We start from the raw sequence: 12,376 nt of genomic DNA on the forward strand, positions 1-12,376 counted from the left end.
AGGCAAATAAAATTATCTTAAAAAATAGATCTAATACATCTTGAATACTGGTCAATACCAATGATGAGAATTCGTCGATTTGCTGAACAGTTTCCTTTTCTTTATAAAGGTCAGTAAACCTGGTTATAAAAGCATAAAAAATGCCGGTAATAGAAAGCAAAATTGTTATAACAAATGAAAATACTTTTTGGAGAAAATCAAGTATATCATTTTGCATATCGATATTCGGTGTTTTTTTAGTTCTAACAGTATTCTTTCTGATTTAAGCTGGTCAATCGTATATTTTTTGTAGGAATCGATAATGTGGTTGTATAGCAGACGGTTAGAATCAGGAATTCGAGTTACTTGATTATGGTGTGTTGTTGTGATTTTATTCCATAAATTTTTAAGAAGCATTGTTATCACTCCATGAAATATTTCAGAACCAATTTTAACAAAAACAACTATTGAATTGGAAGTTCCAATGCTGTGTTTCTTTTAATCGATACGCATAAAGATCTGATTAAAGGTAAGTTGTAGGTGATAAAAATATCACACATTGCGAAAGACACGCCGGAAAGCCTGATTTTATAGGGATTTTAGGGGTCGGACGTGTGACCGAAATATCACACCCTCTGAACGAAGCGAAAAAGGCAGCCAGATTTCCTTTTTCACTGGAAAAACCAAAACGATTACCGGAAACATAAACGATAGAAGGGAGGGGGAGCATGCTGGCTGTGCAGATTGACCTCTTTCAGCCTCAAGTAACGGAACCGGCAACGGGTGATGCAAGAACAGCGGAACTGAGGGGGACCGTCCGGCGGATTATCTTTCAAAAAGGCGACTTCTACATCCTCGCCATTTCACCGGAACAACGGAAGGATACGGTGACGGCCACCGGGGAGTTCTTCAATCTGGCCCCGAATGACTCCCTCATCCTGTGGGGCGAATGGGTGGACCATAATCGCTTTGGAAAACAGCTAAAGGTTACCCGTTGGGAGCGCCCGCAGCCGACCAACGAGGCCCAACTCCGCGAGTATTTGTCTAGCGCCTTTATCAAGGGTGTCGGCAGCAGCAAGGCCGCTCAGATCGTCAACGCTTACGGCACAAATGCGCTGGATATCATCCTGGAGCAGGGACCGAAAGCGTTGGAAGCGCTCAAGGGGATTGGACCCCGGCAGGCCGAGCAGATCTGCAATGCCATCCGGGACCGGCATGAATTGCATCGGGTGGTCATGAACCTGCTTCCACTGGGATTCACGCCGAAGCTGGCCCAGCGAGTGTACAAGAAGTTTGGCAGCCGGACCGTTGATATCGTGAAAACGGACCCCTACCGGCTCACGGAAGTGGACCTGATTGGCTTCTACCGGGCCGACCAGATCGCCGCCTCGGCGGGCCTTCCGAAGGACGGCGATGGGAGAATCCAGGCGGCCATCCGGCATGTCGTGGAGGAACAGACTGCCAGCCTGGGCCATTGCTGGCTCCCCATGGAGGATGTCATCGAGCAGTCATGCGTGCTACTGAACCGGGAGACTCGTTCGGTGGAGAGACAGCGCGTTGAGCAGGCCCTTAGCCGGTTATGCACCCTGGCCGACGACAAGGGGCGGACTGTGCTGGTACAGAACGGGCAGGTCGTGTATCCAAGCTGGCTGTATCAGGCGGAACTGCGCTTGGCGGAAAACGTGCAGGCGATGATGGGTGTCCATGACAAACCGCCAGCCAACCTAGACAGACACATTGTCGCCTATGAGCGTGCCACCCGGATTGAACTTGCACCGGAGCAACGGCAGGCGTGTCGTGCCATTTCTCAAACGGATTTGTTGATTTTAACGGGTGGTCCGGGAACTGGTAAAACACAAACAACCCGTGCTGTTCTGTATGTCTTTGAAAAACTGCATCCCGAAGCGAAGATCCTCCTGGCAGCACCCACCGGGCGCGCCTCCCGGCGCATGGCCGAAGTCACTGGCCGGGAGGCGGGAACGTTGCACCGGATGCTGGGTATCGGCAAGGACGGCAAGGCCCAGTACAACCGGGACAACCCGCTTCCCTGCGACCTGCTTGTGGTCGATGAATCCTCCATGATGGATCTCTCGCTGGCCTACCGGGTATTCGACGCCCTGGCGCCGGGGACGAAAGTGCTGCTGGTGGGGGACACGGACCAGTTACCGTCCGTGGGGCCGGGGAACGTGCTGAAAGACCTGATTGAGGCCGGGTGTCCATCCGTCCGGCTGACCCGGATCTTCCGTCAGGCGGAACAGAGCCAGATCGTGACGAACGCGCACCGCATCAACCGTGGGCTAGCGCCCCAGATCAATCCGGCCAAGGGAGACTTTTTCTTCATCCGGCAGGAAGATCCCGAAAAAGTGGCCGACTTGATCGTTCGGTCCGTTGTGCGGCTGCTCCAGAAAGGGATGGGCATTGAGGACATCCAGGTGCTGTGCCCGATGAAGAAAGGGCATACCGGGACGGATAGCCTGAACCGGCGGTTGCAGGAGGTTGTCAATCCGGTGCGGGGCAATGCAGAGACAGAGGAAATCCGTTACGGCAACCAACTGTTCCGCCTCCGGGACAAGGTGATCCAGACGAAGAACAACTACGGCAAGGGCGTATTTAACGGCGACATCGGAACCATTGTGTCGGTTGGAACAGTGCAGACGAACAGCGACGATAGTGAGTCGGAACCTGCAGAGGGTATCGTGGTCCAGTTTAACGGCCAGGAGGTCGCCTACACGCAGGACGAGTTGGGGCAGTTGGCGCTGGCCTACGCCATTACCGTCCACAAGAGCCAAGGAAGCGAGTTTAAGGCCGTAATCGTCCCCGTCACAACTCAATCCTACGTCATGCTGGCAAGGAACCTTCTGTATACGGCGGTCACGCGGGCTAAGGAGATGGCAGTCCTTGTGGGGACAGACAAGGCCCTCTGGATCGCCGTCAAGAACGACAAGGTGAGCCAGAGAAATACCGGATTGAAGGAAAAACTCAGGCCTTTTAATTCATGCTGAGATGGATTTATCCCTATATCATCTTTGTTTCTCGTCTATCGCCCAGTTGTTTGACACCGATCACAACGCCAGTATAATAAAAACTGTGAATGGTTTTTTTGTGAATCCCGAATCGAAAATTTGGGTTTTTCACCTCACAAAAACCGAAGTGCCCATGGTATGCCCAAAACGAGACAGGCAGGACTTCTGAAAGTCGAAAGCGCAGGCCTCTTCATCCACAGAAATTTGGGTTTTTGACCTCACAAAAACCCGGTGCCCAAGGTGTGTCCAAAATTTAGGCGACGGCGGTTCCGCTTGTTGAATGCAGCGGCCTCTTCCCCAGGAAACTGCATCGAAAAAATTTGGGTTTTTGGCCTCACAAAAATCCAGCGCCCAAGGTGTGTCCAAAAGTAATAAGTCGCCCCGGCTCTCCAAAAAGGCCGGGGCGTTATGATTGTGGAGCCGATTTTTCTGCCATGGCAGGGAAGTCGGCTTTTTTTGTTTGAGGGGCGAAAGGCACCTCTGCAATAACACCAAGTGATTGAAGGGGGTGAACTACAAATGAAAATGAAGAAAAAAGTATTTGTTATTCTGGCTCTCTGCCTAGTGGCCACGTTCCTGTTTTCCGGTGTTGCCGCTGCAGCTCCTGGCACTGGCGACGTCAACGTTAGCGTAACCGGGGGCGTGGAAAAACAGAGCCTTGAAACCGCAGGTAACAAAGTTTTGACCGCAGTAATGTGGATCATGGGGATCCTATCCATTGTTTGCGCCGTTGCGATGGCAACCATCGGCGCCAAGATGGCGGCGCAAGGTTCCAATCCGCAGAAACGGGCGGACATGATGATGGGCTTTCTCATGGCCATGGGTGGCACGGCGATCTGTGGCGGCGCCTGGTTTCTTACCTCCGTGTCACTCGGTATTTTCCAGTAGAAAAAGAGGCGATTCACGATGGGGGGCATGTATCACCTTCCACTACAGATGGATGGGGAGGATAAAGTTGTAGGTGGTATTGTCAGCCTGCGACAACTAGCCTACTCCCTTTTGGGGTTGTGCTTGGGCGGCGGATTCGGCTTCACGATTTACTCTTTAGCTGGTTTTGTTCTTCCTGGTTTTCTTGTAGGCATTCTTCCGCTGGGCCTTGGCTTGTACATGGCCTTCTGGAATGTAGACGCCTTCGGGATGACCGCCGACCAGTACTGGCGAAACCGGCTGGTCTATGCCTTCCGTCCCAAAGCGTTCCCGTACATCCAGGACCCAGCGGCGATGTTGCCCACCCAGGAGAAACGGAGGGGCTTACGATGATCGTTGCTGCCGGGATCATTACGCTGCTGGCCGCCATATTTGGCGGCGTTTTCTTTTTTGAGAAACGAAAGCAGCGGCGAAGCAAAAAGGAGAAGCCCGACATCCCCAGCGCCCAGACGTTCCTCAAGATTGAGGATATCCGGCACAGCGCCATCCACCTGGGCGGGGGCGAATACCGGGCGGCGATTGAGTGCGGGTCCATCAACTACTTCCTGCTTTCGGACAATGAGCAGTCGTCCGTCGAGTCGGCTTTCTCCCGCTATATTTCAGGCCTGACGAGGCACGTACAGTTTCAGATTCAGACGCGGCAGGTGGACATGCGCTGGGCGATCAACCAAATTAGGTCGAATGCGGCCCGGCAGCAGAACCCTGTTCTGCAGGGCTATGCGGAAAACCTAGCCGGGTTTTTGGACAACTGGAGCGCCCAGCGGTCCACTCTTGTTCGCAAGAACTACATTGTTATTTCCGCGAAGAAGGACACGCCGGAGGAAGCCTATTCGGAACTGAACCGGCTGGCACAGGTGACGGTGGACGCCCTCTCGCGGATTCGAGTCAAATGCCGTGTCCTTGGTACGCGGGAACTGCTCGATGTCCTCTATGTCAGCCAGAACAAGGACCGGGCCGCCTATGCGCCGGGGCCTACCCGCGCCGAGGAACTGGGTTACATCAACCTCGTCGTAACACGAGAGGCGTAAAGGGGGGAGGTATACATTGTTCAAATGGATTCGCCAACGGGTGGCGAAAAAACCGGCGGCATCCAAAGAAACCATCCGGGAAGAGGAACAGGAACTGGGGCTCATGACAAATGACGATGACGAAAACGGACTACTTATCGGCCCCAGTCTCGTGGGCAGCGTCCCTTCAATCAATGACCTCATCGCCCCGGAAGGCTACAAAGAGACAGAAACCTATGTGCAGGTCGGGATACGACGTTTCACCCGCGCCTTTGCCGTTGTCCAACTGCCCCGTGTGGTGCATGTGGGCTTTCTCGAAAGCGTATACGGGCTTGGGGACGTGGACATGTCCATCCACCTTTACCCGGTCGACGGGAAAACGTCGGTAGACCAGCTGACGCGGGAAATCACGCGGATGGAGTCCCAGCGGCTCATCGAAGAGAAGCGGGGTGACATCTACAACCTGTCGATCCTGACATCGACCCGTGACGACCTGTGGGCGCTGCGGGAAGCCATTCAGACGGGACGGGACAAGCTGTTTTACACGACGGTCATCATCACCCTGTCTGCCCATTCACCGGAAGACCTGGACCGGAAATCGCTTGTGCTGGAAGAACGGATGGCGGGGCGGGGAATCGAGATTCGCCCCATGTTTCTCCGCCAGGCCGCCGCCTTTCGGAGCGGCCTGCTACTGGGCCGGAACGAGGTCATGGATGTGTACCGGACTCTGAACATGGGCGGGGCCATTTCGATGTTCCCCTTCATCAACCCGGAACTGAGCCATGATTCCGGGATCTTCTTGGGCCGCAACGTCCATTCTGGTGCCCCCATCTTCCTGGACACCTTCAAGGGGCAGAACTACTCCATGGTCATCATCGGCACGTCCGGCGCGGGCAAGTCGGTGACAGTCAAGGCGATCATTAACCGCGGGGCCATCGACAGCATTCACTCGGTCATCCTGGACAAGGAGGGCGAGTACAAGAACACCACCTTGATGGCGGGCGGGGCTTACATCACGCTGTTCCCTGGGCGTCCGTCCGGGATCAACCCGCTGGAGATTGAGACTGACACCGACGACGATACGGGCCGCCTTTTCGTCCCCGTCATGGAAAAGGCCGATCAGGTGACCGACCTCTTTACCATCATGGCCATGGGTACGCATGGGGAGTCTGTATCCAGCGAGGAACGGGCCTTAATCGCCGAAGCGGTGCTGGAGACGTACCGCGATGATTTCGGTATCACCGAAGACCCTGCCAGCCTCATGGAGGAACACCCGGACGATTACCATATCGGCTATCGTCGCAAGACGATGCCCACCATCTCCGATGTCTATAAACGGCTCTGCGAAAAACCGGGAACGGAGCGGCTTCGGATTATCTTGAAGCCCTTTTTGCGTTCCGGCACATGGGGAATGTTCGATGGAATCTCAGAGATTGATGTTAAAGGGGTGCCCATCGTCGGCTTTGGCCTAAAGCCGCTGGGGGAAGGCTTTCTCTGTCCGCTGGCAATGTACATCATCACGACCTGGCTGTGGGAAACGTGGGCGAAGCGGAACAAGGAGATCCGCAAACGGTTCATCGCCGACGAGGCATGGCAACTGATGAGGTACACCGAAACGGCTGCATTTTTAGAGTTGGTGTCGCGCAGGGGGCGCAAGTGGAACTTGTCGCTGGTGGTAGCCAGCCAGTCCTTTATTGAGTTTGTGGAAAACCCCAAAGGCAAAGCGGTCCTCACCAATGCGGCCACACGGTTTCTGATGCGGCAGGCGGATACGGACATTGATGCCGTGTGTGATGTCTTCAAGCTCACCGAGGGCGAACGGGAGTTTTTGATGGCCTGCGGAAAAGGGGAAGGGCTCTTGCAGCATGACAAGGAGAAGCTTGCCGTAGAGGTGGTGTGTACCCCTGAAGAACTGGAGTTCTTTAGCACGACGCCGCCGAATCCGGCTGGTGACGCCCATGAATCCCTCCAAAGCGCGTAACGCCCTTATCCTGACCGCCGCCTTCGTGATGGTCGCCACACCGGCGTTTGCCGCTGACAGCGCGCCTATCATGCTGGAAAAGATGCTGGCCTGGGTGGTGCAGGGGGTCGCCGATGCACTCGGTTCAGGCATCTTCGGCTTTGAGCCGATTGGCCGCCTGATAACAAAGAGTGAATGGTTTCCTCAATCGGCTGTTACAGCAGCAGCCCCGGTGCGAAACACCTTGATCGCCCTCGCCACCATCCTGATCGCTTTGAGCATCGCCAATCAGGGACGAAAGCTGACCACATCGGCGGCCACCAACCCCAGGGAACGGGCAAACACCCTTGGAGCGCTACTGGATCACTTCCTGGCCATTGCGCTCCTTTTCCTGTCTTCCGTTGCCTTTGAGATGATTTACAGCCTGGATCAGTATTTGGTGAACGTCTTCGTCCAGGACATCAACAGCAATTCCCTGAATTATTCCACCTTTATGGGACCGAAGGGCGGGGAACTGGAACAGCGGAGCCCCCTGACCTATGCCCTGACGAATCTGGTCATGGTGGTCTTCGGGATCATGATGAACTTTCTCTACTTCAATCGCGACATCATGCTTTTTACCCTATGGGTAATCGCGCCGCTGGCGGCAGTCGGCTGGGCCGGGGAGTCCCGTCAGGGATACATCGCCTGGATGGCGGAACTGTTCAGCTACGGCATGATGTCGGCGTCCCATGCAGCCGCCCTCAAGATCCTGACGATGTTTCTGGCGGGGAAAAGCGCCCTGTGGTATGTCTTCGTGATTGTCCCGGCGCTGATGCTGATCACCACGTTCATGCGGTCGCTCACCGTATCCTTTCTGGAAGTGGCCGGGGTGAAACCGGGCAAAGGCCTGGGGGCGGCCACAGGGCTTGCAACCGCCACGGCCATTGGGGCGGGGGCCATGAGCGCCCTCGGCACACTGGCGGGCGGATTTGCGGGAAGTCCGGCGGGGTCTCGTTTTTCCACGCCCCTTTCCTTGGAGGGCGACCGGTTCCTGGTGAAAAGCGATGCAGGTTCTATGCGTAGCGCCAGTTCGAGTGGAGGAAACGCGGGAACAGGCTGGGGGGCTGCCATCGGCGGCAAAATCGGCGGGCTGATGGGAACCGGTATGGGAACGGTGGTTGGCGCTGCCTTTGGCCCGGCGGGGGCGCAGGTGGCCCGGATGATGGGCAACGCCGGGGCGCGGATTGGCGGGGCGGTCGGTAGTGTAGCAGGTACGGCTGGCGGGATTGCGCAACGGTACCGGCAGATCCGGTCCAGCGCAGCGCCGGGAGGGTCCCAGGGTTATCAGGGCTCCCTCTTCGGATCGGACGATCCGCCGGGACATTCAGAAGCCCTGCGGGGCGCCCTGGGGATCGACGCTGATGCAACCGGTTGGCAGACGGCCGGAGGGCTGGCGGGAACCCTTGCCGGTTCCGCTCTTGGCGGCGCAGGGGGAACGCAGTCGGCAATGGTGGGCGGTCAACTGGGCGGCAAGCTGGGGCAGTTTGGCGGACGTGTCGCTGAGCGGCCGATGAGCGCCGCCATGCAGGCGGGCCAGCGGATTTTTAGCGGAATCGGTGGTGCAGACGCAATGCCCTCGTCACCGCCGATGGGACCAGATGAACTGCAGGCGAGGGTCAGCGCATTTTCGCAGAAGATTGAAGCCGCGAGAGAAGCGCAGCATCCCATCTCGGCACAGACGGAGACACTTGTCGCTGGGCCGTCAGGTGGGGCGAACCTGTTGCCTGCCTCCCTCACATTCCGGGGTGGCGGAAGGCCCCAGCCCACCCCATTGCCGGAGATTACCCATCAAGCGGACATGAGCCGGTACGTCCCGGCGAACCTGTCGGCGCCGGTGCAGAATGCGCCGGAAAAACAACAGACGGGCCGCCCTCAACAGACTCGGCCTTTTAACCCTGGAAACGGACCGTCTTCTTTTCCGAATAGCGGTTCCGTATTTCAAAAAACAGCGGGAACGGCTAACGGAAGACCGCCGGCACCGAAGGCAGAACGATCTTATCGGAATACCGGACTTCCGCTGGACAGCACACACCGGTTTAAGTAAGGGGGAGGAGGATGAACGAACAACAGGCCGGGCAACAAACGCAGCAGATGGTCAATGGCGCGGCCAATGCGGCTGTCCGGGCCGGGTGGAAGGTAGGAAGCGCCGCTATGCGGACAGGCGGCAGGATACTTGGAAAGATGACGAAATTGGCGCTGAAAAAGGCGGCCCTATGGCTGGCAGGTCTGATTGGTCTGCCAGCCCTTTTTGCACTGTTCATCGTGATCCTGTTGCTGGGAGTGTACGCCGTGGTGGCCTCGGGTGATCTGAACTACTCGAAGACCGTGCAGGGAGAGGACGACCGGGCTGTGGCAAAGATGTACTCGGACGCCGCCGAGAAAGTTAACAGTCGCGCTGACGTGGAAGGAAAATTGACAACGCTCCCGCCCATTTCAGTGGGGGCCTTGGAGAACCGCTACTATCTGGACTGGCCAATGGTGTACGCGGCAGACCTGTACGAGATGCAGATAAAACGCACTACCTTTTCACCGAAAGCCACGGAGAAGTCCAAGGTGCTTGCTCCTCGATTTCGTTACAAACCATCGACCATTGTGGTCTGTTGCTCGGATCCTGATGGCGGCGGAACAACCTGTAGCACCGAGAACGTACAACTGCTTATTTTGGCAGACACATACAAGGGGACTTATGTTCATTCCTATGTCAGAGTTACCGAGGGGTCTGGAAACTGTTCAACCACCTACGACAAACTGGTTGATATCGAAGAGTTGCCTGATACAAAGTGGAAGCGGCTTGATGCAGCGTTGCTTGAATGGTATCAGGAAAAACCAGAGAACGCAGAGGTCATCCGGCAACTGACGCTCTTAGCCGCCGAAGGCGTAGCGGAACAGAAGCCCTGGCTGGCGTGGCTCCTGGACCGGGAAGAGTACATCCAGTCTATCCGGGACGCCTGGATGGCGGAGATCCCGCCTGAGTACATCCCATGGTTCCGGGATGCGGCCGATAAATACGCTCTCTGCCGCGATGATACCGGAAAGCCTGTGGTTGACTGGGCGGTTCTAGCCGCCATCGCCAAGATTGAAAACAGCTTTCGCCCTACAGGGGAAGGCCAGCCGAATCATACAGGGGAACTCGGCCAGGGGATGATGCAGTTTTTGCCGTCCACCTGGGCGAAGTTCGGTGTGGACGCCGATGGAGACGGAAAAGCGGACCCTAACAGCCCAAAAGACGCCATCTATTCGGCGGCCAATTACCTCAATGCCGAGTTGTCTGAAGCCGGATGTTCAAACCTGTCCAGGGCGCTTTGGGTGTACAACAACAGCGATGCCTATGTGCAGAAAGTGCAGCAACTGGCCAACTCATACCGCTGGCAGGAGACCAACGGGGCAGGGAAATATGCGGTTCCCATCGCCGGATGCTGGACAGTAACCGATACCTACGGGAGGATGCGAAAAGGGACGCCTCACCATGGTTTAGATCTTGGTGCAGTAGCCGGAACCCCGATAGTCGCCTGTGTTGGTGGGGAAGTGATCGTCCTAGATGGAGGGCACCGCCACAACGACGGGAGCATCTACGGAAACCAGGTGGTGATCCGGGGGGATGACGGCAACTTGTGGGTGTACGCTCATATGGAACGTTTCGCTGACAACCTTAGAAAAAATGATCGGGTGGAAACGTGGCAGCCTATCGGGACGGTTGGAAACACTGGCAAGAGCACAGGCTCCCATTTGCATCTGGAAGTCCGGAACGGGTACTCCGGAATCACCCTTAACCCGGAAATCCTTGTATTCGGATCTCCCGCAAGTGTTGGAACAACAAACTGTAACTGAGGACAACCCCTGCGGATGTTAATTCCGCAGGGGTTGTTGTGTTTGAGGGGCATTATTTCGCAAGCGTGAATGGCAAAGGGGGTGATGGGTTGAGGAAGAAAGCAGGATTTGTACTGCTGTTAGCATGGATGCTGGCGGCAATTCCTTTATCGCCGGTGTTTGCCGACGAGGTAAAGTCGCCATCGTCGGCAACCGCTACAACGGAAGAAACGGCCTCGGCAGCCGAAGCGACGAAAAAGATTACCGATCCGACACAGGAAATGCTCAACAAGGCGTCCGGCGGGAGATACCGTCCGGTCACCATTGAAGAAGGCTTTTCCAAGGTGGCTGATAAGGGAACAGCCGTCATCGCCGGGTTGAGCGGGGTTACGGGAATCGTCGCGGTCATCGGCATTCTGGCGGGGGTTAGCTTCGCTGTCGTCGGTTCGCTCTTGGGATTCGACGGTCTGCGGGCCGCCGGAATCGGTTCGCTGGTGATGGGGTTCGTTGCTCTGATTATCACCGGGGGACTTTGGTATTGGGTAGGCACGGCCATGAGCCTTGTGCCGCAATGACGAAAAGACAGGAGGTTTTATCAGAGATGAATCAAGAGGGGCAAAAGGGCATGGAGAAAAAGGGTGAGCAATCGTCCTTGCTTGGGCGGTTTCATCAGTGGTTCCGGGACAAAAAGGGAGGCCCGTCTATTGAGACTGTTGCCATCATCGTCTTTGTGGTTCTCGTACTGTTCTCTGGACTGAGTGACCTGGGAGGTTCCCTGAACAACGCCCTGACCAAAACGTCCGATACGATAACGTCGGAAGTGGATACCAAGCTGGTCAACCCGAGTGATTAATTGAAAAGAGGCAAGGGCGGGGAGTGGTTTCCCGCCCTTTTCTTTTTTCGTGAGTGGAACATCAAATTCGCGCATGAAGGAGGTTAGGATGGCTTGCAGATGCGCAAAGTCCTACGCATGGCCCTGGCGGGAACGGTAGCGGCCGGCGGGTTCTATTACGCAGTCACCACTGACAGCTACCGGGAGGTGGAGATCCGGACAGACGCCGTGGTGGCGGCCCGGCCGATACCGGCTGGAACGACATTGGAGGCATCCATGCTCAAGACGATCCGTATTCCGGAATCCATCACGGTTGGGGATGCAGTCGTTTCAATTCATGACGCCGTTGGCAAGACGGTTCGGGTAGAAATGGGGGCTAACGAACCGGTGCGGTCGTCTCGGTTGTCTTCCGCTCCGGCATTGCCGGCTGAGGCGCGGGTGATGCGGTTAGGGGTTACCATGGTGACGGTGGGAACGAGCGTCCGGCCAGGGGACGTGGTGGATATCTTGGCGGCCCGCAAGGAGGGGGAAAGTAAAGCCCTTCTGATCGGCACGAAAGTCCTGGCCGTTTACGGCAAGGAGGGGAAGAATCTCTTTCAAGCTGACGGGACGCCGAACAAGGAGGCGGGATTGACGCCCACTGTTGTGGAAGTGGCAGTTCCCTCCCTCGAAACGGCCCTGGAGGTCCGCAAAGCGATGCAATCGGGCGCGGAAATCAGTCTGGTGGGCTATGGCGCCCATGGCAACCCGGTCACCGTCATGGAGGCTGGCGCGGCACATACGGAGCAAGAGGGGTGAG

The 12,376-nt window shown here is 56.2% G+C and carries 10 protein-coding genes; all 10 read left to right on the forward strand.

Annotation, left to right across the window (positions count from 1 at the left end):
• The first annotated feature begins 707 nt into the window (after positions 1-707).
• Entirely contained in the window at positions 708-2,981 is a 2,274-nt protein-coding gene (gene recD2 / locus AC0CW1_RS01905; RefSeq protein ID WP_488181425.1) for an SF1B family DNA helicase RecD2, read from the forward strand.
• A gap of 540 nt (positions 2,982-3,521) precedes the next feature.
• Positions 3,522-3,890, forward strand: a complete 369-nt coding sequence (locus AC0CW1_RS01910) for a hypothetical protein (RefSeq protein WP_488181426.1) — start codon at positions 3,522-3,524, stop codon at positions 3,888-3,890.
• 18 nt (positions 3,891-3,908) lie between these two features.
• A complete protein-coding gene (locus AC0CW1_RS01915) occupies positions 3,909-4,262 on the forward strand; it encodes a PrgI family mobile element protein (RefSeq protein ID WP_488181427.1) in 354 nt (117 codons plus the stop codon).
• Complete coding sequence (locus AC0CW1_RS01920) at positions 4,259-4,957, forward strand: hypothetical protein (RefSeq protein WP_488181428.1); 699 nt, start codon at positions 4,259-4,261, stop codon at positions 4,955-4,957. Before AC0CW1_RS01915 ends, AC0CW1_RS01920 begins: the two co-directional genes overlap by 4 nt.
• Before the next feature lie 16 nt (positions 4,958-4,973).
• On the forward strand, positions 4,974-6,917 hold the full coding sequence (locus AC0CW1_RS01925; protein WP_488181429.1) for a VirB4 family type IV secretion system protein: 1,944 nt from the start codon (positions 4,974-4,976) through the stop codon (positions 6,915-6,917).
• Positions 6,895-8,982: a hypothetical protein gene (locus AC0CW1_RS01930; protein WP_488181430.1), complete on the forward strand. Its 2,088-nt coding sequence runs from the start codon at positions 6,895-6,897 to the stop codon at positions 8,980-8,982. Before AC0CW1_RS01925 ends, AC0CW1_RS01930 begins: the two co-directional genes overlap by 23 nt.
• An 11-nt stretch (positions 8,983-8,993) precedes the next feature.
• Positions 8,994-10,766: a peptidoglycan DD-metalloendopeptidase family protein gene (locus AC0CW1_RS01935; protein ID WP_488181431.1), complete on the forward strand. Its 1,773-nt coding sequence runs from the start codon at positions 8,994-8,996 to the stop codon at positions 10,764-10,766.
• An 89-nt stretch (positions 10,767-10,855) separates the two neighbouring features.
• Positions 10,856-11,320: a hypothetical protein gene (locus tag AC0CW1_RS01940; RefSeq protein ID WP_488181432.1), complete on the forward strand. Its 465-nt coding sequence runs from the start codon at positions 10,856-10,858 to the stop codon at positions 11,318-11,320.
• A 26-nt stretch (positions 11,321-11,346) separates the two neighbouring features.
• Positions 11,347-11,598 carry a hypothetical protein gene (locus AC0CW1_RS01945; protein WP_488181433.1) on the forward strand — a complete coding sequence of 84 codons (252 nt, stop codon included), beginning with the start codon at positions 11,347-11,349 and terminating at the stop codon, positions 11,596-11,598.
• Positions 11,599-11,697: 99 nt separating this feature from the next.
• The gene (locus AC0CW1_RS01950) at positions 11,698-12,375 is read left to right on the forward strand and encodes an SAF domain-containing protein (RefSeq protein WP_488181434.1); all 678 of its coding nucleotides are present in this window, start codon (positions 11,698-11,700) and stop codon (positions 12,373-12,375) included.
• Position 12,376 lies beyond the last annotated feature (1 nt).

The organism is Heliomicrobium sulfidophilum, assembly GCF_057715735.1.

Coding starts and splice junctions, on each gene's coding strand:
- AC0CW1_RS01915 (WP_488181427.1), top strand. CDS start 3,909: ATGGGGGGCATGTATCACCTTCCACTACAGATGGATGGGGAGGATAAA.
- AC0CW1_RS01920 (WP_488181428.1), top strand. CDS start 4,259: ATGATCGTTGCTGCCGGGATCATTACGCTGCTGGCCGCCATATTTGGC.
- AC0CW1_RS01950 (WP_488181434.1), top strand. CDS start 11,698: ATGCGCAAAGTCCTACGCATGGCCCTGGCGGGAACGGTAGCGGCCGGC.
- AC0CW1_RS01945 (WP_488181433.1), top strand. CDS start 11,347: ATGAATCAAGAGGGGCAAAAGGGCATGGAGAAAAAGGGTGAGCAATCG.
- AC0CW1_RS01935 (WP_488181431.1), top strand. CDS start 8,994: ATGAACGAACAACAGGCCGGGCAACAAACGCAGCAGATGGTCAATGGC.
- AC0CW1_RS01910 (WP_488181426.1), top strand. CDS start 3,522: ATGAAAATGAAGAAAAAAGTATTTGTTATTCTGGCTCTCTGCCTAGTG.
- AC0CW1_RS01930 (WP_488181430.1), top strand. CDS start 6,895: ATGAATCCCTCCAAAGCGCGTAACGCCCTTATCCTGACCGCCGCCTTC.
- recD2 (WP_488181425.1), top strand. CDS start 708: ATGCTGGCTGTGCAGATTGACCTCTTTCAGCCTCAAGTAACGGAACCG.